Source organism: Lysobacter sp. M2-1 (assembly GCF_022662495.1).
Taxonomy (GTDB): Bacteria; Pseudomonadota; Gammaproteobacteria; order Xanthomonadales; family Xanthomonadaceae; genus JAKPBU01.
The window spans coordinates 1,667,671-1,689,569 of sequence record NZ_JAKPBU010000001.1 but is presented as its reverse complement, the minus strand read 5'-3'; the positions used below and the strand labels follow the sequence as shown (position 1 = coordinate 1,689,569).

The window sequence follows — 21,899 nt, the reverse complement described above, 5'->3', positions numbered from 1 at the left end:
ACCGCACGGCGCCGGGCGGCGCTGCGGATGCCCGCGATTCTATCCCAGCAGGGCTCACGCCCCAGTCGCGGCCGTGCATGCGCGCGTCTGTGCCCGGGTCGCGCCGATCATCGCGCGCGCCGCATCGGCGTCGAAGGACGGGCTGGTTTCGACGTCCAGCCACGTGGCGCTGCCGGCGCTGGCCGGCGCCTGAAGCTGCGCCTGGAAACCGGCAGCCTGCAGCGCGGCCTGATGGCGGCGGGCGGCTTCCTCCGCGCCGAACCGTCCAAGGGCGATGCCATTGATGGATGCGCCTTCGCCGATGACGTAATAGTCCTTGAAGCCAGCCGCGTCGATCCGTTGGGCCAACGCCTGCGCAGCGGCGCGATCGGGTTGCGGCGGCATCAATACGGTCCAGGCACCGCCGCGGCGGAGGGTCTCGCTGCGGATGCGTGCACTGCGGGCGCCTTCCGGCAGCTTCGCCTGCGCCCCGGAGGCGGTCGCCGCATCCGGGAACGGTCCGAAGCTGAAACACCGCGCAGCGGTCGCCAGCGGCTGCCCGGTTTCGTCGATGGCCGGTGCCGGCGCATCCGGCGCTGGACCTGCCGGCGGCGGTGCTGGCGTGAACGGAGGTTCGCCGGCCTGCGGAACCGCAACCTGGGCCGATGCTCCAGCGGCCGTTTCCGACACTAGCTGCAGCCGAGGCACGCCGCGGGGGTGCGGCGTCGGTGCCGGTGCAGGCGGATCGGCACGCAGCAGCCACCAGGCGGCCACGCCCAGGTTGAGGATCACCAGCAATACGATCAGCGCACGCGCGAACATGCGGCCGATTCTAGGTCACCCCGATGCGTGCCCATCGCGCCAGACCTTCGAGCACCAGACCCGGTACCGGGATCGCCTGCGGCAGATGCTGCAGCAGCGCGGCCATGCCGCCGCCGTGCAGCCACAACGCCGGGGTTGCGCCGACCAGGCGCCGCGCCTCGACCAGACTGCGTTCGACCAGCGCCAGCGCCGCGCCCTCGCAGCCGGAGGCCAGCGCATCGTCGGTATCGGCAGCGAACTCGACCAGCCGGCCGCCGGTTGCCGGCAGCTGCGCCGCGCGGGCGTGCAGTGCCTCGCGCATCAGCGCCGGCGAAGGCGCGATACGGCCACCCCGATGCAGGCCTCCTGCGTCCAGCAGGTCGATGGTGAGCGCAGTGCCCACGGCGACCAGCAGCACCCCCGTCGCATTGCGGCTATGCGCGGCGGCCAACAGCGCCAGGAAGCGATCGACGCCGAGCCGTGCCGGCTGGGCGTAGGCGATGCGCAATGGCCCGCAGTGCGCCTGGGTCCGCGCGATCTGGATCCGCCCGAAACGCCGGGCAAGCCCGTCGAGCAAGCCGACCGTTGTCGCCGCCGACGCCACGCTGGCCACATGCGCCACTGCGCCCTGGGGGAGCGCAAGTGCAGCGATATCGCCATCGACATGCGCCAGCGCCACGGTCTCGCCGATCTCGCCTCCTGACAGCACGGGCGCGAACTTGAGCCGGGTATTGCCCAGGTCGAACAGCCATTCGCCAGTCACCTGCACCCTCACGAGGTACGCACGCTGACTTCGCCCGAATGCAGGCGCCGTTCCGTGCCCTCCATCTCCACGCGCAAGGCGCCGTCTTCGGCCACCCCCAGAGCGGTGCCTGCCCGGGCGCTGCCGTCGCCTGCCAGCACCGACACCGTGCGCCCGTACAGCGCGTCATGCCGGGCATAACCCGGCAGGAACGGCGCCAGCCCCTCGCGATCGAACAGATCCAGGGCCGGCAACAGGTACTCGAGCAGGTGCGCGACAAGGGCGCTGCGTGGTGGGACGACGCCGAGCAGGCTGGCCAGGTCGGTCCACGGCTGGTCGATGCCGCCCGCCCGCCCTGGCGGCATGTAGACGTTGAGGCCCAGACCAACGACGGCGCGGGCAACTCCCGCCGGTTCGCCGCTCCCTTCCACCAGCAGTCCGCCGAGCTTGCGCCCGTCCGCGACGATGTCGTTGGGCCACTTCAATTGCACATCGGTGGCACCCAGGGCATTGAGTGCGTCCGCCACCGCCACTCCGGACGCCAGACTCAGGCCACCCAGCCGCGCGAGCCCGCCCGCGTAGCGCCGCGAGAGCGACAGGTAGATGTTTGCTGCGAGCGGCGATGACCATATGCGACCCCGACGTCCGCGGCCGGCGGTCTGACGCTCAGCCAACAGCACTTCCGCCCCCTCTGCCGGGGGTTCGCGACGCAGCAGCTCGGCATTGGTCGAATCCAGCGACCACGCCACTTCCAGCCGGGCCAGCGCCGCCGCAGCAGATGGGGAAAGCGCAGCGCGGATGCCGGGAACATCGAGCAGGTCCAGCGGCTGGGCGAGGGCATAACCCCGCCCTGCGACCGCGGAGATGGCAACGCCGGCCTCGCGCAGGCTCTGCACCCGCTTCCATACGGCCGCCCGGGTCACTCCGAAGCGGCCGGCGAGCGCATCGCCCGACGCCGGACCTGCGATCAGCTGCTGCAGCAGGTCGTGTTCGTTCATGCAGCCCGCCCGGGAAAGGAAACCGGATTATCCGCCAGCTCGCTTGCCGATCCGGAATTCGACCGATCGGTAGCTATTGCGCCGCAACATGCAACCTTCTGCGCCGCCGCCGCATCCAAGCTATAGTTCACGACGCCCGTCCGCTGGACGAGCCACCAGGGCCGCCGCCATGACCGACCTCTTCCGTACCCGGACCGCACGTGCGCTGCTCCTCGGCGCGTTGCTGACAGTCTCCGTCGGCGCAAGCGCCCGCGATGGACGCATGCACGGGCCCAACGGCGAAGGCGGCACCTGTCCCGACGCGACGATCGAGACCGAAGCCCCGGCACCGGTTGCTTCCAAGCGCCAGCCTATCCGGGAAAAGACCAAGTCCATGCCGATGGTACGCAGCAGCGGCGACAGTGCGGCGCGGCCGCGCTGGCATAGCGTGCTGCCGGGCATGTTCCGCTGACATCGCGCAGCTAGCGTCTGCCTGGGATGCCGCGATCGCTGCTGCGCTTTCTGCAGCGCCGCCCCGAACCGATCGATCCGAAGCTCTGGCGCGACACACAACGCCGCCTGCCGTGGCTCGCGCGACTGGATAATGCGCGGGACGTACGGCTGGGCGTACTGAGCGCGACGTTTCTGCAACGCAAGGCGATCACGCCGCTCGCCGGGCTCACGCTTTCGGACGGCGATCGCGTGCTGCTCGCCGCGCTGTGTTGCCTGCCCCTGCTCGAGTTCGGAGCGGAGGGCCTGCATGGCTGGTCGCAGGTCCTGGTATATCCGGACGCCTTTCGTGCGCACCGGAGCCATGTCGACGCCGCCGGAGTGATGCACGAATGGGAAGACGAGCTCATCGGCGAGGCCTGGGAGCAGGGTCCGCTGGTGCTGTCGTGGGCGGACGTGTGCGCCGATCTCGAAGAACCCGACGCCGGCTATTGCGTGGCGGTGCACGAGATGGCGCACAAGCTCGATGCGCTCGACGGTCTGCTCGATGGCACCCCGCCGCTGCCGCGCGACTGGCAGCGCGAATGGGCGCGCGACTTCCAGAGCGCGTATGACGATTTCGCAGCCCAGGTCGACGGCGGGCGCGAAACGGCCATCGACGCTTACGCGGCCGAGGCACCTGAGGAATTCTTCGCGGTCTGCAGCGAATACCACTTCAGCGACCCGGCCCTGCTGCACGAAACGATGCCCTCGGTCGCAACGCATCTGCGGCGCTTTTACGGACCATCCCCCTTTGGCTGACGCAGGGCGCGCCTAGGCCCGCCTTCGGTGTGTCCGGATTCCACGATGGCGGGCCCGGCCCCGCCCTACAGCCCTGGCGGCAGGACCACTTCGAAGCGCGCGCCGCCCAGTTCCTCCGACGCGCCCACGTGCAGCTCGCCGCGATAGCCGTGCACGATGTCCTGCACGATCGCCAGGCCGATGCCATGGCCCTGCACGCGCTCGTCGCCGCGCACGCCACGTTGCAATACATGTGCGATGCGTTCGGGCGGAATGCCGGGACCGTCGTCCTCGACCACGATGCGCAGGCCAGGTCGGCGGTTGGGTGCGGTCTGCCCGGTGCGCGCGGTGAACAGCACCCGTGACCTGGCCCACTTGAACGCATTCTCCAGCAGGTTACCCAGCAATTCCTGCAGGTCCCCGGGCTCGCCGTGGAAACGCGCGGCCGGGTCGACATCGAATTCGCACAGCACCCCGCGCGAGGCGTGGATCTTTTCCAGCCCCTGCACGATCTGTTCGGCGTGGCCCTCGACTTCCACCGGCGCAGCGAACAGCTTGTGCCCGCCCGACGCGGCGCGGCTGAGCTGGTAGCCGACCATGTCGTTCATGCGCCGCAGCTGGGTATCCAGGTCCTCGCGCAGCTCGGCCTCGCTCGCACCGCTGTCCAGGCGCGTGCGCAGGACCGCCAACGGAGTCTTGAGACTGTGCGCCAGGTCGGCCAGGGTGTTGCGCTGCCGGTCCAGATGCTCGCGCTCGCTCTCGATCAGGGCGTTGATGCTTTCGGTGAGCGGCTCGAGTTCGCGCGGGTGGCGCTCGCTCATGCGATAGGCCTGCCCGCGCTGCACGCGCGCCAGTTCCGACACCACGCGGCGCAGCGGCAGCAGGCTCCAGCGCAGGATCAATGCCTGCAGCAGCAGCAGGATCACCGCCGCGATGCCGAGGTAGCCCCACAGGGCCTGGCGATAGATCTGCACCTGCAGCGGCAGGTTGCCGGCGTCCTCCATCACGTAGATCGTGTAGGGGAATTCAGCCGCATCCCCGCGCGTCGCATCCACCAGCCCGATGCCATAGCGATAGACCTCACCGCTCATGCCGTTGCTGCGCGTGATCGGCAGCGCTTCGCTGAACTGTTCCTCGCGCGGCGCCAGCATCTCGCCCTGCGGCAGGGTCGGACCCTGCGCCGAATTGGAGACCCAGCGCCCGCTGGGCAGCACCACTTCGGCGTACAAGCCGGCGCCGGGCCGGTCGAAGCGCGCATCGGGTGGGAGTTCGGGCGGAATCAGACTGCCGTCGCGTGCGAACTCGATGCTCTGCGCATAGGCCAGCGCGTAGCCCTTCAACCGGTCGCGAAGGCCATGGCCGGCAACGTCGATGAAGGCGCGATCCAGCGCATAGCCGGTCAGGGCGAGAAACGCCACCAGCCCCAGGCTTGCGGCCCACAGCTGGCGCGATTGCAGGGAGCGCGGCCGCCATCCGAAGCCAGGCGCGCGCGCGCTCATCATGGATGCAATTCCCGCGGGACGGCGATGCGCGCGGGATCAGCCTTCGTTGCTGCGCGGGATGGCGAAACGATAGCCACGGCCGCGCACGGTCTCGATCGGCTTGAGCGTGCTTTCCGGATCGAGCTTCTTGCGCAGGCGGCCGATGAACACCTCCAGCACGTTGGAGTCGCGATCGAAATCCTGCTGGTAGATGTGCTCGGTCAGGTCGGCCTTCGACACTAGTTCGCCGGCATGCATCATCAGATACTCGAGCACCTTGTACTCGTAGCTGGTCAGGTCGACGTTGCTGCCGTTGACGCTCACCGTCTGCGCGGCGAGATCCAGCACCACCGGTCCGCACTCAAGCGTCGGCTTGCTCCAGCCCGCCGCGCGGCGCACCAGCGCATTGATGCGCGCGAGCAGTTCCTCGACGTGGAAAGGCTTGACCAGATAGTCGTCCGCGCCCTGCTTGAGCCCGTCGACCTTGTCCTGCCAACTCGACCGCGCGGTCAGGATCAGAACCGGAAACTGCTTGCCCTCGTCGCGCAGCGCCTTGATCAGTTCCATGCCCGACATCTTGGGCAGGCCCAGATCGATGATGCCCACGTCAAATGGAACCTCGCGCCCCATGTACAGGCCTTCTTCGCCGTCCTGCGCCGCATCCACAGCGAAGCCTTCGCGCTTGAGGCGCGCGGCCAGGGTCTCGCGCAACGGCGCTTCGTCTTCGACCAGCAGGATTCGCATACGATTCTCCGGAATTGGACCGCCCTCAGCGCGACGGGCATTGCGATGAAGCGGTCAAACGCTTCTCGTTGCGACAGCGTGATGACTCAATCGTCGTCGTCGCGTGTAGGCGGACGCCGTTCGGCGCGTCGCTCTTCGCTGCGACGCCGCTGGGGATCGTCCATGTACACGCGCACGCGACCCCGGTCGTCGAGGACCTTGACCCGGTGCATTTCGCGGCCGTCGAACGGCACGCGTTCGGCACTCAACACCTGCCCACGCGTATCCCGCTCGACCCGGCGCACGCTGTCGGAAAGCGTGTCGTGCCGGTCGCGTTGCGGCTGCGGCGGAAACTGCGGCGCCGGTGGACCGCCGCGGCCGCGACCTTGCGCCCACGCGGCGCCCATCCCCAGCATCAGCAGGGCGGTCAGCACGAGGACCAGGGCAGGCGAACGGGGCATCGGAGAACTCGGTGTTTCCACAGTAGACGACGACAGCATGGGCCAAAAGGCAGGCCCCCTGGGCCTGCGGGCCAGCATGCAGCCGGCTCCAGGTGGATGCGGATTGTCGAAAGGAAGCAGTGAATCCGTCCTTAATTTGCTGAACGGCAGCAATTCAAAGACCTGCCTATAGCGGGCAAGCGGTTGTTTTCAAAAGATTTCTGCGACGCAACACCGGAGCGAGCCGCCCGCGGCCTCGATTGCGTCCAGCGCCACGGCGCGCAACGCGAAGCCGGCGTCCGCCAGCCCCGCCTCCACCTCCTCGCCCAACGCGCCCGCCGCGCCCTCACTCATCCATGCCGCGTCTGAAGTCAGGGCGATCGCATTGCAGGCGAATGCGGCGTGGGCCGCTGGGCCAACGCGCAGCCCATGCTCGTACAGCGCACAGATCGCGTCGGCAACCGCCGGATCGGCGAAACCCGCCGGGCTCAGCAGGGCCGCGCGACCGGCCAGCACCGCGAGCACGACGTTGGTGTGGTATTCGCCCGGCGCCAGGTCGAACAGCAGGGTCGCACGCAGGCCGAACGCGGCGTGCATCAGCGCCGCGCCCTCGGCATCGCAGCGCTCCGACAAACCGCAGAAACCGATGCCGCGCAGGCGGTCGATGACCAGCGCACCGGTCAGCTCGCAAGTGTGCGGCTGCCGCGACAGGTCCACTGTTTCGTAGCCGAGCACCTGTTGGAAGAAGCCGCGGATGTCCTCGCGCCCGGCCTCCCGCTGGCGCACCGGGTGCCGCATCCGCCCAACGATCAGCCTGCCGGGCGCGGTGGCGAACACATTGTTTGGAAACAGCCCGTCGGGCGCATCGGGATCACCGGCGAATCCAACGACCGGGAGCTGGGCCGAAAGCGCACGGTGCAGCTGTCGGTGCTGCGCCATGGCACGCGCCGGCTCGAAATCGGCGGCGGAGGCCATGTAGCGATTGTCGCGCGCCGATTCCGTCGCCAGCGCAAATCCTTCCGGCGCCACCAGGAATGCGGCCCTGGCCGTCGGCGATCCGAAGTCCGTGCGCAAGGTACGGGCACGGTTCACGAAGGCATCGATATCGCGCGTCAGCATCTGTGCGCGCTCATGCCGCGGCGCACTCGCCGGATGCAGTCAGGGCGAGCGCCTGCTCCACCAGCGCCCAGCCCGCGCCCGGGCGGTGCGCGCCTTCGCTGAGCACCTGCCGGAAGGCGCGCCCGCCGCGCTCGCCCGCGAACAGCCCCAGCCAGTGGCGGCTCATGCGGTTGAGCGGCACGCCGCGCGCGAGGTGCGCCTCCACGTAGGGCCGGAGCGTGCGCAGCAGCTCGCCGCGCGTACGCAATGCTTCGCCAAACCAGGCGACATCGATCCGATGCAGCAGATAGGGATCGTGATACGCCGCGCGCCCCAGCATGGCACCGTCGGCATGCGCCAGGTGCGCAGCGGCTTCCGCCGCATCGGCGATGCCTCCATTGACCACGACCTGGAGCTGCGGACGCTCGCGCTTGAGCCGCCATGCCCAGTCGTAGCGCAGCGGTGGCACCTCGCGGTTCTCCTTCGGCGAGAGCCCCTTGAGCCATGCGTTGCGCGCATGCACCACGAACATGCCGCAACCCGCGGCGGCGACGGCATCGACGAAAGCGAGGAAGCGGCCGAAGTCGTGGTCGTCGTCGACGCCGAGCCGGCACTTGACCGTCACGGGTATCGAGACCGCAGCGATCATCGCCGCCACGCTGTCGGCCACGAGCTGCGGTTCGCGCATCAGGCAAGCCCCGAAGCGGCCGGCCTGCACGCGATCGGAGGGGCAGCCGCAGTTGAGGTTGATCTCGTCGAAGCCGTGCGCCTGCCCGATCCGTGCGGCCTGCGCCAAGAGCGCCGGCTCGCTGCCGCCCAGCTGCAGCGCGACCGGATGTTCGATTGGATCCATCGCCAGCAATCTGGTGCGGTCGCCATGGATCACCGCATTCGCGTGCACCATTTCCGTGTACAGGCGCGCATGCGGAGCCAGCAGCCGGTGGAACACGCGGCAGTGACTGTCGGTCCAGTCCATCATCGGGGCGACGGATAACCGCAAAGACGTATCGTGCAACGAGAACTCGCGCATTCGAAGGGATGCCAACATGCGACAGGGCCTAAAAGGCGGTCATCAGGCGTCGGCCACGCTCGATGAGCGATCGCAGCAGTGGTGTCTGGATTCTGACCGGTACGGCGCTAGGTTATACCCAACCCCGTCGGGGAACCCGATCCATGCGCGCAGATCCCGCCGCGCGTGAAGCCGTATCGTTCAATGCAGATGCAGGTTCGGCAGATGATGCGGTCGATCGGGCGTCGGCGCGCATCTTAAAACGGTCTCCTTGCAACGGCCGCCATCGCGCCCGCTCTCACGGCGTTCCGCTGGCGGTCACAGTGCAGGTCAATGCGAAGCTCGCCTGCCCGCCCGCTGGCAGGGTGGGAATCGCTATGCCGGAAGACGATTGCAAGTCCACCACGGTCGGCGTCGCGGGACACACCGCGCCACCGCTGGCGCTGCAGGTCAGCGGCCCGGCGCTGCAGTCCAGCCCGGCCACGGCGGGATCGCGCAGCACCGCTCCGTCCCCAGCCGCGGGACCAGCGTTGGCCACCGTCAGGGTGTAAACGATCTGACCGCCGGACGGGACCGTCGCCGGATCGGCTGTCTTCACAATCGACAGGTCGGTCTGCGGCAGCGGCGTGTTGATCAGATCGCAATCCACCACGTCGCCCATCTCCAGAATATTCAGCACCGGCGGCGAGGCGGGGTCGTACTCGTCGTCGAGCACGGTCTGTCCGCTACCGGTATTGACGCAGACGACGCGCCGCGCGTAGGAATCCAGCGTCGACGCGCTGCCGGGCGCCATCTCCTCGACCAGGGTCAGCGCATTGCCCGACATCGCCATGGTGCCGATGTACGGATAGGCGCCGGTCGCCGCACCGCTGGTGGTGCCAGAAGCGACCGTCAGGCCGTCGACGTTGACAATGCGATAGATGAACTGGTCCGAAGCGTCGACGCGGCCTTCAGGCAGCACCTTGCGCAGGCGCATCGCGCAGCAGCGCACGCCGACCGCGATGCCTTGCCCGGCGGCGGAGTGGATCTGTCCCATCACCGTGAACGGCTGCGCGCTGCCCACCGCCTTCTGTGACGCCAGCACCACGGCATTGGCATCGCTGCCGGCGGTCATGCCCTTGAAGCGAAGACAGTCGACGTAGCTGCCCAGGCAGGCGGAAGCCACTCCTGGATCGAGCGTGGCCGGCGTGCCCTGCTGCACGGCCGAAGCCGGCGCGTTACCCAGCCACTCCAGCACGCTCCAGGGCGATCCGCCTGAGACCACGCCGAAGTCCAGGTACTCGGGGTTGGCGTTCAGACGCTCGGCGTCGGCCACCACGATCTCGAACGGCAGATCGGTCACCTCGGATCCGTCCGGGGCGTACAGACGGATGTCGGCCAGCGTCAGCACGGCGTTGTTGCCGCGCCCGTCCGGCGAATGCAGCGCCGCTGCGTTCGGCGTGAGGATGGTGTAGAAGCCGGAGTTGCCGCTGAAGTTCGAACCCGTCCAGGTCGGCGCCTGGCGCACTGTCAGGCGCGGGTTCGCAGCGCTACCGCCGCTGACGCTGACATTGAGCTGGATCCTGGAGCCGTCTGGCAGATCGAACTCGAGCGGCGCATTGCTCGTTCCGCTCGGCAGGTCCTCATCGATCGCACCAAACTGGAACCAGCAGATGGTGCCGACGTACAGGCCGTTCGAGTTCGGATCGGCAAGGCGGCATTCGTTGGCTGAGGCCATGGGCACCGCGCCCAGCAGCAGGAGCAACGCCAGCAGGGCGCGGGGGAAGGAACCGGCGGCGCTGCCGCCGCGTCGGCGGATCCGGCGTGATGCGAAATCCATGATTGCCGCCCCTGCGGTGATCGTGTATGCGCCGAAGCGTGGTTTCCCGGCTTGTCTGGCCATTAGTAGCTCCCCACGAAGTTGACGAACCAACCCTTGTGGTCGTAGTCGAAGTCGGTCAGGTCGTCGCTGAAGTCGGTGAAGTTGTAGCCGGCGCCGACGCGGAAGTTGCGGCCAAGGTCGCGGTCCACGCCGACCAGCCAGCCCTGGCGGGTGCCGCCATCGTCGACGTCCAGCCAGCGGTACTCGGCCATCGCGTGCCAGCGGTACACCAGTTCGTAGCGCACCTGCGCCGCGGCGAAGGTGGTGGCCGAATCGAACCAGTCGCCTGTGCCGCGGCCGAAGCGCACCTCGCCCTCGCGCCGCGCCAGCTTGCCGGCGAACTCCCAGTGCCGGTCGTGGCGGTACACGCCCTCGAACGACAGCACCTGGGACTTCTGGTCGACCTGCGCGCCGCCGACCTGGCCCAGCGTGGCCAGGTCGTAGAGGTAGGTGTAGCGGCCGAACAGGCCCCAGCGCGTGCTGTTCCACGGCCGGTAGGCGAAACCGAAGTTGCCCTCGATGAACTTCGCGCTCGCCTCCGGGTTGATGTCGTCCTGGGTGTCGGCGTAGTTCAGGCGTGCGGCGATCCGCCAGCTCTCGTCGAACTTGTGGGTCAGCCGGTTGGTGCTCACCCACTGGGTGACGCGTTCGGCGCCGGTGTCCTCGCGCAGCTCCAGCTTGCTCTGCCAGGTGGTGTCGCTGGAGGTGTGACCGCCGCTGACGCTGATCGCGCGTCGGTCGACATCGCCGCCGCCGGCGTTGGTCAGATCGCCCTCGCTCAGGGTGAAGCCGACGTTCCAGCCCTGCACCGGGTAGAAGTCCATGCCGAAGGTGTGCGCCAGGCCGCTCTCGCGCCGGCTCTTCAGGAACTGGCTCTCGTTGAACAGGTTGACCTGGTTCGACAGCCGCCAGCGCTGGCCCAGCGTCCAGCCGTTCTGCGCATTGGGGTTGAATAGCGGGTCGTAGTCGCTGCGGTCGGTGGAATAGGTGTAGCTGCCGTAATAGCTGTGCTGCGCCGAACGCCGCCATTCGCCGCTGACCTGGGCCGCGTCGCCGCGGTCCCCGGTGGTCATCTCGGCGCCGAGCGTGGACAGGTTGGCGAAGTTGTAGCGGCCGCCCAGGGAGAAGGCGTCGTTGTCGGCGTAGCGGCCGCCGTCGTCGTCGAGCGTGAGCTGGGCAGTGCCGTACAGGTCGAACGCGGTGCCGAAGCGATGGGTGTAGCGCGCGGCGCCAAGCAGGCCGGCGGCGTCGAGCGCGGCGCGCTGCTCCTCGACCCGGCGCAGCTCGAAGGCCAGCGCGTCGAAGTCGCCGATCCGCCACTCGGCGTTCGCCTGGGCCTGGGTCAGCACGTCGCCCGCGCGCTCGGCGCGGCTGTAGCGCGCGAACACGCCCACGTCCGGCCCGAACTGGCCGAGCACCTCGGCGCCGTACTCTTCGATGTCGGCGCCGGTGTCGAAGCGCGAGATCGAATAGCCGGCATCCACCTGCCGCCACCACGCGCCGGCGCTCCACGGCTGCGCGGTCCAGCCCAGCTCCTCGAAGTTGGCGCGCGCCTCGACTGCGGTGGCCTCGCCCTCGCGCACGCCTTCCGGGTTGAGGCGGGTGAAGCTCAGGCCGCCGTTGTCGGAGAAGAACACCGGCGCGCCGGTGGACTCGGTGCGGCTGTGCTCGAGCTTGAGGTAGGTGCCCTTGCCGGCCTGCAGGGTCACGTCGGCGCCCATCAGGGTGTAGTCCTCGCCCGCGCGGTTCTCGTCCACGTAGGTCAGGCCGACGCCGAGGTGGTCGCCGAACCAGTGCTTGCCGCGCACACCGGCGGTGACCTCGTCGGCGTTGAAGTCGCTGGGCAGCCATTCGTAGTCGACGATCAGGCGCTGCTCGAAACCGTCCAGCGGCGCGTCGCGGGTCAGGGTCGGGATGTTTTCGCGGGTGACCTGGGCCAGCGGCCGGGTCAGCAGCACGCGGCCCTGCAGTTCGTCGATCTCGTAGTCGGCGCCGCGCAGCAGCTCCACGCGCTGCTCGACGCGGCCGGTGGTGCGGTCACGCACCTCCAGCACCACGCGGTCGGAACCGGGCAGGAGGTCGGTGTGGCGCAGGTAGTACAGGCTGCCGCCGGTGCCGAGGAACTCGCTGTGCCCGGGCGCGGTTTCCGCTTCGGATGCAAACGCGCGCAGTTGCGTGGCCGGATCGCCCCAGGCGTTGGCCATGCGCGAGCGCCAGTTGAACGCGGCGCCGTAGAGCGAGCGCACATACTGGCCGTACTCGGTGCCGGTGAGGCCCGTGGCGAAGTTGCCCCACAGGGCCTCGTTCTTGTCCCAATCCACGCGCACGTAGAACCGGCCCATGGTGTCGACATCGCGCCAGACGTTGGAGTCGTCGCCGTAGGTCGGGTAATACAGGTCCGGATCGAGGCGGCGGAACACGTCCTGCGGGTCGGCCGAGGTGAAGCCGTCGAACAGATCCTCGAGCGGACGGTTCTGCGTATCCGCCTGGGCGGTGAACAGGTATTTGCCGCCCAGCTTGGCCTTGCCGTAGAAGGCCAGGCGGCCGTCGCTGAGGATGTCGTCCTCGCGCCCGGCCAGTGCCAGCGACTGGCCGGTGCCGCTGGCGCTGTTCTCGTACACGGTGATGTCGGCCAGCGCCACGCCGAAGAAGTAGCGGCCGCTGACGTCCACGTCGAGCGCTTGCGTGATCGGCGGCGTGCCTTGGGCGCCTTGCAGGCCGATCTCGAACCGGTGCCGGCCCACGGGCATCAGGTATTCGGCGACGAACTTGCGTTCCAGGTCGACCGGGTAGTTCTCGCCGTTGATGCGCAGCGCGTAGCCTTCGGGCAGGTTGCGGCCCTGCACGCGCACGCGCGAGCCGTAGATCGGGATGTTCTGCTGGCGCAGGCCGTTGCCTGCGAACGCGTCTTCCACCAGTTGCCGGGTCAGCGCCTGGTCGGCGCTCAGCGCGGTGCCGAGCGCGCGCTCGGCGCCCTCGCGCAGTTGGATGCGGCCGCGCTCGACCTCGTCGGGGCGTACCAGCTGCAGCTTGCGCGGCGCAGTCTCGTCGAAGTTGCCCTTGTCGTCGTAGGCGCGCAGCACGTACACCAGCTCGTCGCCGTCGCGCAGCTGCAGTCTGGCCGGCAGCGCGCCGTCCCATTCTGCCTGCGCGGCGGCCTGCACCGGCAGCGAAAGCTGCATGACCGGCGCGATCAGGTCTGCGTCGTTGCCGCGGTACACGCTCAGCTCGTAGCGCTTCACGAACGCCACGTAGTTGCTGCGCACGAAGAAGCGCACCGGCTCGGCGATGCGGCCGCCGTCGAAGGCGACCATCGCCGGCGCGGTGATGGTGAGTTCCGGCGCGCCCAAGCCCGGGTCCTCGGTGGCCCAGACCGCGCCGCCGCCCGGCAACTGCGCCGAGAACGTGCCTTGGGCCTGCGCGCGGCCGGGCTGTTCGAGCGCGACCGAGACGCGGCGGTCCGGCTGCAGCGCCTGTGACGACGAGCCCGCGCTGGTGCCGGTGGTGGCCGGCTGGTCGTAGCTGCGCGTGCGCACGCGGAACACCAGCTCGCCGTTGCTGTCGCTGCAGGCGTCGCCTGCGCATTCGATCGGCGCACCCGCCGGCGCTGGCGTGGTGTTCTGCATCGGCGCGGCGTCCTGCGCCGATGCGGTGGCGCTCATGCCGGCCAGGATGCCGATCAGGGTGGTGTCGAGCAGTTTCATCTTCATGATCCGGATCCCCCTCACTTGCGTTCCGTAGCGACGGGGGCCGTCGGATCGCTGCTTGCCTCGACGCGCACCTTGGCGGCCACTTCCGGGCCGAGCCGCTGCACCAGCGCCTGCTGCACGGCGGTGGCCCGGCGCAGGCCGAGCGCGGCGTTGTAGGCGTGCGAGCCGCGCACGTCGGTGTGGCCGACGATCGCCACCACGCCGCCACCGAGCGTTTCGAGCCGCTGTGCGACCGCGTCGAGCAGACCCTCGAACTCGGGCCGGATGTCCGATTTGTCTGTGTCGAACAGCACCGTGCCTAGCAATGCGCCGCCGGCGTCCACGCCCGCGACCAGGCTGTGCGGGTCGTTCACCTCGGTGCGCAGGACCACGCTCAGCCTGGCCTGCGCCTGTGCGTCCACTTGCGTCTTGAGCGCGTCGCGCACCGCCGCGGCACGCGCGAAGGCTAGGGCTTCGCTGTCGCCATCGGCGGTGATCACCACTTCGCCGCCGCGGTACGCATCGACCTTTTCGGCCATCCGCTCAATCGCGGGCAGGTAGGCTTCGCGCACCTCGGCGCTGCCCGGGGCGAAGATCACCTCGCCCAGCTCCAGTTCCACCTTGCGCTCGCCGCCTTCCAGCACCTGCACCGGCAGCCGCACGCCGAAGTCGAAGCGCACCGGGATGCCCGGGGTCACGCGACGCAGGCGCGGGTTCTCGGTGGTGAACACCGTGCCCGGAGGCAGCGTGGCCGGATCGACCTTGAGGATGAAGTTGCGGCCGTGGCCCCAGTCGCCACCCCAGACGTCGGCCAGGTGGTAGCGGCCGTACTGGTCGGTCTCGATCAGCAGGCCTTCCACCGAGGCGATGCGCACGCCGGGGATGCCGCGCTCGTCGATACCCTGGTTCGAGATGACATAGGCCACCTCGAAGCCGCCCTCCACCGCGGACACCGTGCGCTCCACTGTCGGCTCGGCCACGGTTAGGCCCTTGGCGGCTTCGCCTGCGCGCTCCACCCTCGTGTTGCCTGCGGCATCCATGCGCACGGTGACGCCCTGGGCGCTGGTCAGCACGAAGTCGTCGGTGAACTCGGCCGAGGTCAGGCGCTGGCGGAGCGTGATGCGATGCGCCTGCACCGGATCGGCTTCGGACTGGCGGGCGGAGATCGCGCCCACGTCGACGCCGTGCAGCAGCGGCGCGCTGGCGTCGGCCAGCGGCTGCGGGCCGTCGCCGCGGTCGATCGTGGTCGAGCCGGCGATGTAGGCGCCCGGCGCGAAGCCGCCCTGCACGCGCACGTCGACCAGGTCGGCGCGATCCTGCCAGCCGTCGCCGTCGCGGTCGTCGAACACCGTGCCGAAGATCAAGCTGTCGTCGAGCAGCGGATCGGTGTCGAGCGCGACCTGCGCGGTGGCGACGTTGGAGACCGGATCGCCCGACTCGTCCACGGCCACCGCCTCGTTGACGTGCACGCCCGCGCGCACGCCGGCGCCCACGCGCAGCAGGTAGACGATGGTCGCGTGTGCGCCAGCGTCGATGTCGAGCCCGCCGATGCGCAGCGGATGCTTGCCGTCCAGCGCGAAGCCGCCGTCGCCGTCGGCGACCGCCATCGATCCTTCGACGTAGCTGAAGCCGGCCGGCGGCGTATCGACGACGACGGCGCCGGTCACGTTCACCGCGCCCACGTTCTCCACCGTCAGCGTGTAGCGGACCAGGTCGCCGATGGCGACGTCGCGCACGCCGACGGTCTTGACGATGCGCAGCTGCACGTCGTCGGACAGCTCGTGGCGGGTGTCGCAGTCGCTGCACTCCGGCGGCGGCTGGCCCTGCCCGCCATCGGACTGGCCGATCACCACGTTCTCGACCGTGCCCGAGGCCGCGGCGGTCACCGTCGCCGGGTAGGCGAAGATATAGGCGCCCGGCACCGAGCCGGCCGGCAGCACGCAGACCACGTTCGCGCCTTCGGCCGTGCAGCCGGCAGGCAGCGCGCCCACGGCCAGGCCCGGTCCGGGCGTGTCGACCAGGCGCACGTCCACCAGCGTCGCCGAGTTCTCGATCGTCGCGGTCAGCGTGTACTCGATGGTGTCGCCGACGGCGACCTCCTGGTCTTCGCCCGGAGTGGCGCTCTTGGCGAGGACCACACGCGGGGAAACCAGCTGATGTTCCGTGCTGCAGGTCGTGCACGCCGGCGGCTGACCGCCGGTACCGGTGCCGCCGGTGGCGGCGACCACGTTGCTCACGATGCGCGCTGCATCGGGATCCACCGTGGCGGTGTAGTTCAGCGGGTACGTGCCCGGCACCGTGCCCGCGGGCAGCGTGCAGGTCAGCGCGCCCGTGCAGGCGAACGCGCCGGCGCTGGTCACTTCGGCGAAGGTCAGGCCCTCGCCCGGGGTGTCGCTCAAGGTCAGCGTGTCGATCGTCGCCGAGTTCCCGACCGTCACGGTCAGCGTGTAGACGATGGTGTCGCCCGCGCGCACTTCGGTGCCGCTGCCCGGGTTGGAGGACTTCGCCACCCTGATCACCGGCGCCACCACGACGTGTTCGGTCGTGCAGGTGGTGCACTCCGGATCCGGATCGCCGCCCGGCGGATTGCTCGCCGTCACCGCGTTGCGCAGCGTGCCGGCGGCGTCCGCATCGACCGTCGCGGTGTAGCTCACCGGGTATGTGCCCGGCACCGTGCCCACGGGCAGCGTGCAGGTCAGCGTGCCGGTGCAGGTGAACGCGCCCGCGTTCGTCACTTCGCCGAAGGTCAGGCCTTCGCCCAGCGTGTCGGCCAGGGTCACCGCCTCGGTCGTCGCCGAGTTGGCCACCGTCACCATCAGCGTGTAGGTCAGCGTGTCGCCCGGCGACACCTCGCTGCCCGGCGCGGGGTCGGCGCTTTTGACTACCGCGATCGAGGTTTCGTCCAGTTCGTGCTCGGTCGTGCACGACGTGCAATCTGGGTCCGGATCGCCGCCCGGCGGCGTCGATGGCACCACCATGTTGCCCACCGAACCGGTTGCATCGGCATCCACCGTGGCGCTGTACGCGAAGGCATGCGGACCCACCGCGGCACCGGCCGCCAGCACGCAGCTCACCACCTGGCCGCTGGCCGTGCAGCCGGCCGGCAGCGCGCCGGCAAGCGTCAGGCCGTCGCCGAGCGTGTCGGTCAGCGTGATCGCCTCGGTCGTGGGGGCGTTCGCCACCGCCACCGTCAGCGTGTAGGCGATGGTGTCGCCCGGGCTCACCGTCGCGCCCGTTCCCGGGTTCGACGTCTTCGTCACCGCGGTTTCAGGCGTCAGCGGATGCTCGGTCTCGCAGCTCGTGCAGCCGGGGTCCGGGTCGCCGCCCGGTGGCGTGGTCGGCACCACCACGTTGCCGACCGAACCGGTCGCGTCGGCGTCCACCGTCGCGCTGTACGCGAAGGCGTGCGAGCCCACCGCGGCACCGGCCGCCAGCACGCAGGTCACCACCTGGCCATTCGCCGTGCAGCCTGCAGGGACCGTGCCGGCGAGCGTCAGGCCGTCGCCGAGCGTGTCGGTCAGCGTGATCGCCTCGGTCGTGGCCGCATTCACCACCGTCACCGTCAGCGTGTAGGCGATGGTGCCGCCCGGGCTCACCGCCGTTCCCGTCGCCGGGTTCGATGTTTTCGCCACCGCCGTTGCGGGCGTCAGCGGATGCTCGGTCCCGCAGCTCGTGCACTCCGGGTCCGGACCGCCGCCCGGTGGCGTGGTCGGCACCACCACGTTGCTGACCGAACCGGTCGCGTCGGCGTCCACCGTCGCGCCGTACGCGAAGGTGTGCGGACCGACCGTGGCGCCCGCCGCCAGCACGCAGGTCACCACCTGACCGCTCGCCGTGCAGCCTATGGGGACTGAGCCGGCCAGCGTCAGGCCGTCGCCCAGCGTGTCGGTCAGCGTGATCGCCTCGGTCGTCGGCGCGCCCGCCACCGTCACGGTCAGGGTGTACGCAATCGTCTGGCCAACCGCGACCGCCGCGCCGCTGGCCGGGTTCGATGTCTTCGCCACCGTCGCGGAGGACGTCAGCGGATGCTCGGTCTCGCAGCTCGTGCACTCCGGCTCCGGACTGCCGCCCGGCGGCGTGGTCGGCACCACCACGTTGCCGACCGAACCGATCGCGTCGGCGTCCACCGTCGCGCCGTACGCGAAGGTGTGCGGACCGACCGTGGCGCCCGCCGCCAGCACGCAGCTCACCACCTGGCCGCTGGCCGAGCAGCCGGCCGGCAGCGCGCCGGCCAGCGTCAGGCCGTCGCCCAGCGTATCGGTCAGCGTGATGTCTTCGGTCGTCGCGGTATTCGCCACCGTCACCGTCAGCGTGTAGGCGATGGTGTCGCCGGCGCTTACCGCCGTGCCGGAGGCCGGATCGGAACTCTTGGCGACGCTGGTCGCCGGCCCCAAGGGCGTGGTTTCCTCGCAGTCGTTGCCGGCGGCCGTGCAGTCGATGGAATCGTTGGGGAAGGTCACCGCGTTGGCGATGCCGGACACGCCCGCGGGCACCGGATCGTCGATCTGCACCACGAAGTCCAGCACCGCGCTGCCGTTCGCCGGCAGGTTGACCGCGCTGGTGTTGGTGCAGGCGGTGCCAGTGCAGGTGAAGTCGTTGCCGGTCGCCACGTCGGTGGTGTTGGCCGGCACGGTCTCGGCCACGTCGCCACCGAACAGCGTCCCGGCGGCACCACCGGTGTTCTCGATGGTGATGGCATAGGTGAGCACGTCGCCCGGAACGACCGCGGCGCCGTCGACGTAGGGCTGGCCGTTGACTTGGGCCAAGGTCTTCTCGACCGAGAGTTCCGGCTCGGCCAGGATCGGGAACGCGCACGAGGCCAGGTCGCGCGCGCCGCCCGCGCCGGTCGGCGCCGACGGCGTCAGGGCGCCCGTTGCCGGATCGTAGGCGTAGTACTGGCTGGGGCTGTTGTTGTTGGCGAAGTACAGGCGGCCGTCGTCGCCATAGGCGATGCCGGCCCACTGGATTGTCGATGGCTGCCCGCCCAGCAGCGGCCGCGTCTGGCGGACGGCCAGCGGGTTGCCCGGCGCCGAGAAGTCGATGCGGTACAGGTCCTGCCCGGTCGCGATCCAGCCGAAGCCCTCGCCGTCGAAGGCGAGATCGCCCGAGCCGGTGTTGGTCGGCGGGACGTCGTACTGCAGGTTGCCGATCTGCTGCACGCCGTAGCCGAAGCCGGTCCCGTTCGCGGTCAGCCGGTAGACCACCGGGGAGCTGCCGCTACCGATCAGGTAGCCGACGCCGTCCGGGCCGATGCCGGCGCGCGGCAGGTCGCCGTTCGGGATGCCCGCGGGAAGCGCCTGGTACCAGCCACCGTTGTCGGCGTCGTAGGCCCAGAGCATGGATCCGGTGGTGGCGTGGAACAGCAGGCGATCGTTGACCGGGTCGACCATGAGCGCGTTGACGTTGCCGCTCACCGTCGGCAATGCCAGCTCGGGCACCACCGCATCCGCGCCAGCGCCGGGCTCGTAGCGCCAGACCTGGACGCCGTTGACGATGTTGTAGACGGCGTTCGAAGTCGCGCCTCCGCCCGGCGCCGTGCAGAAGCTGTAGTTCGCCGCCGCTGCGATTGCGACCGTCGCGCTGTCGGTGTTGTTGCTCGGATTGGTGTCGCTGGTGCCGTCCGGTGCAGCGATCGTCGCCGTATTGGTGACGGAAGCCGCCTGCGCTCGGGCGGGCGGGGCGGTCAGCCCGCAGAACCCGGCCACCAGCGTCAGCACCATGCTTGCGGCGGCCGCCCTGGCCCACCGGATACTGTTCGATCGCACCTGCAACCCCCTTGGAAAGTCCGCGGCGTACCGGCGCGCATGGGTGCGCGTCGGTGCCGTCTTCGTCATGCGGTCACGGTCAGGGGTAGGCGTCCGTCACGCCGGACACTTCATCGATGCGAAGCCTTGGCTTCCCAACCGGGCTTCCGACGCGCCCGGTGCAGTCCCAGGCTTTGTGAAGTGCGTCAAGAAGCGCGCGCACTTTAGGCAGGGAAAAATGCGACATCAATCACGTTCTCTCACCAATCCTCACCGGAAGCGGGTTGTTTCTGCGACAGACCTGACAATCGCTCCGGGACGCCTGTGTCTATCCTGTCCACCGCTGGCCACCAACACGCGCGAAGGGAAGAGAGATGGAACCGCTGACGGTAGGCGCCGAGGCGCAGCGCGCCGTTCGGCGCATGGCGGACCCGCCCGGGCTCGCACCCGCCGTCCCGCCGCAGGACCGCCGCAACGCGCTGATGCTGCAGACCGTCCTCGCGATCACGGTTGCCGCCGCAGGATCGATGGCGGTGCATTCGCTGCTCGGCGGACGCGACGCGGCCAGCAGCGAAACCTGGGGGCCGCTGGCCATCGCCGTCTACGCGCTGGGCTGCCTGTGGCTGCTGCGCCGCAGCCGCTACCGGCTGTCGGCGGCCTTCGCCGTCTGCGGCGGGATGGTGCTGATCGGCGTGAGCTACGCCAACTACGGACTGCAGGCGCAGGCCGGCCTGCAGATGACGCATCTGATTCCGCTGCTGTTCGCCGGACTGTTGCTCGGCCGCGCCGCGGTCTGGTGGACGGCGCTGGCCAGCGGCGTCGCCCTTGCGCTCGGCGCGCGCATCGACCTGATGCGGGCGGCGAACGCGGCGGCGTCTGCGCAGGTCCTGCCCGACCTGGTGCTGTCGACCTTGAACTTCCTGGTCCTGGCGGTGATTCTCGATCGGCTGATCCTGTCCTCGCAGCGCGCGATCGAGCGCAGCAATGCCCTCGATGCGGCCAACGCGGAACTCGAACGCGAGATCGAACAGAACGAGCGCGCCCATGCGCGCCTGCTGCACACGCAACGGATGGAGGCGATCGGTCGTCTGTCAGCGGGCGCGGCGCACGATTTCAACAACATCCTGCATGTGATCCTGGGGCTCGCCAGCTCGCCCACCTCGCAGGAAGCGGAACGCGACGGCACGCTGGCGATGATCCTCCAGGCGGCCCAGCGCGGCGCGGTGGTCACCCGCCGCCTGCTGAGCTTCAGCCGCAACCAGGAGCGCCAGGTATCGGTGTTCGATCTCACCGAAGCCGTCGCCGGCATGGGCCCGCTGATCGAACCGATGTTCCACTCCGGCGTCCGCGTCCGCCTGGACAGGACCTCGCTGCGCCTGTTCGTCGAGGCCGACCGCGATGAGCTGGAACTGGCGCTGCTCAACATGGCCAGCAACGCCAGCGATGCGATGCCCGAGGGCGGCCGTTTCGGACTGGCCGTCGAACGCGACGGCGACCACGCGCTGATCCGCGTCGAAGACACCGGCACGGGCATGACCGACGAGGTGCGCGCGCGCCTGTTCGAATCGTTCTTCACCACCAAACCCCGGGATCGCGGCACCGGCATCGGCATGACCATCGTGCAGCGCTTCGTCGCCGACAGTGGTGGGCGGATCGATGTCGACAGCGCGCCCGGACGCGGCACGCTCATCCACCTGCGCCTGCCGCTGGCCGCGGCAGGCGACGACCCGCGGACGGACGCGGTGGACGGCTTGCGGGTACTGCTGGTGACCGGGGACGATGCGATCATGACGCAGGCCGCGCAGGCGCTGCGCGCCGGCGGCTGCCATGTCGATGCCGCGAAGCTAGGCGATGAAGCATTGGCGTGCGCGCTGTACACCAGCCACGTCGACGTAGTGATCGCCGACCAGGATTTGCCGGATATCGATGGCGCCACGCTGCTGTGGCAGCTGGGCAACGTGCTGCCCAATGCACGGCGCATGCTGTTGGCGGACGACTTCCTCTCTGACCTCGACGACCTACGGATCGTGCACCTGCCCAAACCGCTCGACAACGAGCGATTGTTGCAGGCCCTGCGCGCCGCCTAAGGAAGATCCGAACCACTGGTTTGCTCGTCATTCCCACC

Annotated in this window: 14 protein-coding genes; 3 read left to right on the top strand and 11 right to left on the bottom strand. The window is 69.6% G+C overall.

The window, feature by feature from the left end:
* Positions 1-54 precede the first annotated feature (54 nt).
* From MC375_RS07335 to birA, 3 genes are read right to left on the bottom strand one after another with little or no spacing between them, the layout of a single operon-like run.
* Positions 55-801, bottom strand: a complete 747-nt coding sequence (locus MC375_RS07335; protein ID WP_242102633.1) for an SPOR domain-containing protein — start codon at positions 799-801, stop codon at positions 55-57.
* 10 nt (positions 802-811) lie between these two features.
* Positions 812-1,543, bottom strand: a complete 732-nt coding sequence (locus MC375_RS07330) for a type III pantothenate kinase (protein WP_242102632.1) — start codon at positions 1,541-1,543, stop codon at positions 812-814.
* Positions 1,544-1,551: 8 nt separating this feature from the next.
* Complete coding sequence (birA, locus tag MC375_RS07325) at positions 1,552-2,520, bottom strand: bifunctional biotin--[acetyl-CoA-carboxylase] ligase/biotin operon repressor BirA (protein ID WP_242102631.1); 969 nt, start codon at positions 2,518-2,520, stop codon at positions 1,552-1,554.
* 169 nt (positions 2,521-2,689) lie between these two features.
* Here birA and MC375_RS07320 point away from each other — a divergent pair, with 169 nt between their 5' ends.
* Together MC375_RS07320 and MC375_RS07315 are read left to right on the top strand one after the other, a co-directional pair.
* The gene (locus tag MC375_RS07320; RefSeq protein ID WP_242102630.1) at positions 2,690-2,971 is read left to right on the top strand and encodes a hypothetical protein; all 282 of its coding nucleotides are present in this window, start codon (positions 2,690-2,692) and stop codon (positions 2,969-2,971) included.
* A 26-nt stretch (positions 2,972-2,997) separates the two neighbouring features.
* A complete protein-coding gene (locus MC375_RS07315) occupies positions 2,998-3,750 on the top strand; it encodes a M90 family metallopeptidase (protein ID WP_242102629.1) in 753 nt (250 codons plus the stop codon).
* Positions 3,751-3,815: 65 nt separating this feature from the next.
* Here MC375_RS07315 and MC375_RS07310 read toward each other — a convergent pair whose 3' ends face one another.
* The 8 genes from MC375_RS07310 to MC375_RS07275 all read right to left on the bottom strand — a co-directional run bounded on the left by MC375_RS07310 (position 3,816) and on the right by MC375_RS07275 (position 19,750).
* Positions 3,816-5,186, bottom strand: a complete 1,371-nt coding sequence (locus MC375_RS07310; RefSeq protein ID WP_242102975.1) for an ATP-binding protein — start codon at positions 5,184-5,186, stop codon at positions 3,816-3,818.
* Positions 5,187-5,267: 81 nt separating this feature from the next.
* Positions 5,268-5,954, bottom strand: coding sequence for a response regulator transcription factor (locus tag MC375_RS07305; protein WP_242102628.1), 687 nt, complete (start codon positions 5,952-5,954; stop codon positions 5,268-5,270).
* A gap of 86 nt (positions 5,955-6,040) precedes the next feature.
* Entirely contained in the window at positions 6,041-6,394 is a 354-nt protein-coding gene (locus tag MC375_RS17795) for a hypothetical protein (RefSeq protein WP_343223596.1), read from the bottom strand.
* A gap of 189 nt (positions 6,395-6,583) precedes the next feature.
* Positions 6,584-7,492, bottom strand: a complete 909-nt coding sequence (locus tag MC375_RS07295) for an arginine deiminase-related protein (protein ID WP_242102627.1) — start codon at positions 7,490-7,492, stop codon at positions 6,584-6,586.
* Positions 7,493-7,502: 10 nt separating this feature from the next.
* The gene (gene dusA, locus MC375_RS07290) at positions 7,503-8,501 is read right to left on the bottom strand and encodes a tRNA dihydrouridine(20/20a) synthase DusA (RefSeq protein ID WP_242102974.1); all 999 of its coding nucleotides are present in this window, start codon (positions 8,499-8,501) and stop codon (positions 7,503-7,505) included.
* A gap of 277 nt (positions 8,502-8,778) precedes the next feature.
* Complete coding sequence (locus tag MC375_RS07285; RefSeq protein ID WP_242102626.1) at positions 8,779-10,299, bottom strand: DUF11 domain-containing protein; 1,521 nt, start codon at positions 10,297-10,299, stop codon at positions 8,779-8,781.
* A gap of 62 nt (positions 10,300-10,361) precedes the next feature.
* Positions 10,362-14,051, bottom strand: coding sequence for a hypothetical protein (locus tag MC375_RS07280; RefSeq protein ID WP_242102625.1), 3,690 nt, complete (start codon positions 14,049-14,051; stop codon positions 10,362-10,364).
* Between the two features lie 14 nt (positions 14,052-14,065).
* A complete protein-coding gene (locus MC375_RS07275; RefSeq protein ID WP_242102624.1) occupies positions 14,066-19,750 on the bottom strand; it encodes an OmpA family protein in 5,685 nt (1,894 codons plus the stop codon).
* Positions 19,751-20,148: 398 nt separating this feature from the next.
* Here MC375_RS07275 and MC375_RS07270 point away from each other — a divergent pair, with 398 nt between their 5' ends.
* On the top strand, positions 20,149-21,861 hold the full coding sequence (locus tag MC375_RS07270; RefSeq protein WP_242102623.1) for an ATP-binding protein: 1,713 nt from the start codon (positions 20,149-20,151) through the stop codon (positions 21,859-21,861).
* Positions 21,862-21,899: the final 38 nt, after the last annotated feature.

What these genes read in the sequence shown, in the direction of transcription:
- MC375_RS07305 (WP_242102628.1), bottom strand. Translation starts at nt 5,954, where the DNA reads ATGCGAATCCTGCTGGTCGAAGACGAAGCGCCGTTGCGCGAGACCCTG.
- MC375_RS17795 (WP_343223596.1), bottom strand. Translation starts at nt 6,394, where the DNA reads ATGCCCCGTTCGCCTGCCCTGGTCCTCGTGCTGACCGCCCTGCTGATG.
- dusA (WP_242102974.1), bottom strand. Translation starts at nt 8,501, where the DNA reads ATGCGCGAGTTCTCGTTGCACGATACGTCTTTGCGGTTATCCGTCGCC.
- MC375_RS07280 (WP_242102625.1), bottom strand. Translation starts at nt 14,051, where the DNA reads ATGAAGATGAAACTGCTCGACACCACCCTGATCGGCATCCTGGCCGGC.
- MC375_RS07270 (WP_242102623.1), top strand. Translation starts at nt 20,149, where the DNA reads ATGGAACCGCTGACGGTAGGCGCCGAGGCGCAGCGCGCCGTTCGGCGC.
- MC375_RS07320 (WP_242102630.1), top strand. Translation starts at nt 2,690, where the DNA reads ATGACCGACCTCTTCCGTACCCGGACCGCACGTGCGCTGCTCCTCGGC.
- MC375_RS07285 (WP_242102626.1), bottom strand. Translation starts at nt 10,299, where the DNA reads ATGGATTTCGCATCACGCCGGATCCGCCGACGCGGCGGCAGCGCCGCC.
- MC375_RS07315 (WP_242102629.1), top strand. Translation starts at nt 2,998, where the DNA reads ATGCCGCGATCGCTGCTGCGCTTTCTGCAGCGCCGCCCCGAACCGATC.
- MC375_RS07275 (WP_242102624.1), bottom strand. Translation starts at nt 19,750, where the DNA reads ATGGTGCTGACGCTGGTGGCCGGGTTCTGCGGGCTGACCGCCCCGCCC.
- MC375_RS07295 (WP_242102627.1), bottom strand. Translation starts at nt 7,492, where the DNA reads ATGCTGACGCGCGATATCGATGCCTTCGTGAACCGTGCCCGTACCTTG.
- MC375_RS07335 (WP_242102633.1), bottom strand. Translation starts at nt 801, where the DNA reads ATGTTCGCGCGTGCGCTGATCGTATTGCTGGTGATCCTCAACCTGGGC.
- birA (WP_242102631.1), bottom strand. Translation starts at nt 2,520, where the DNA reads ATGAACGAACACGACCTGCTGCAGCAGCTGATCGCAGGTCCGGCGTCG.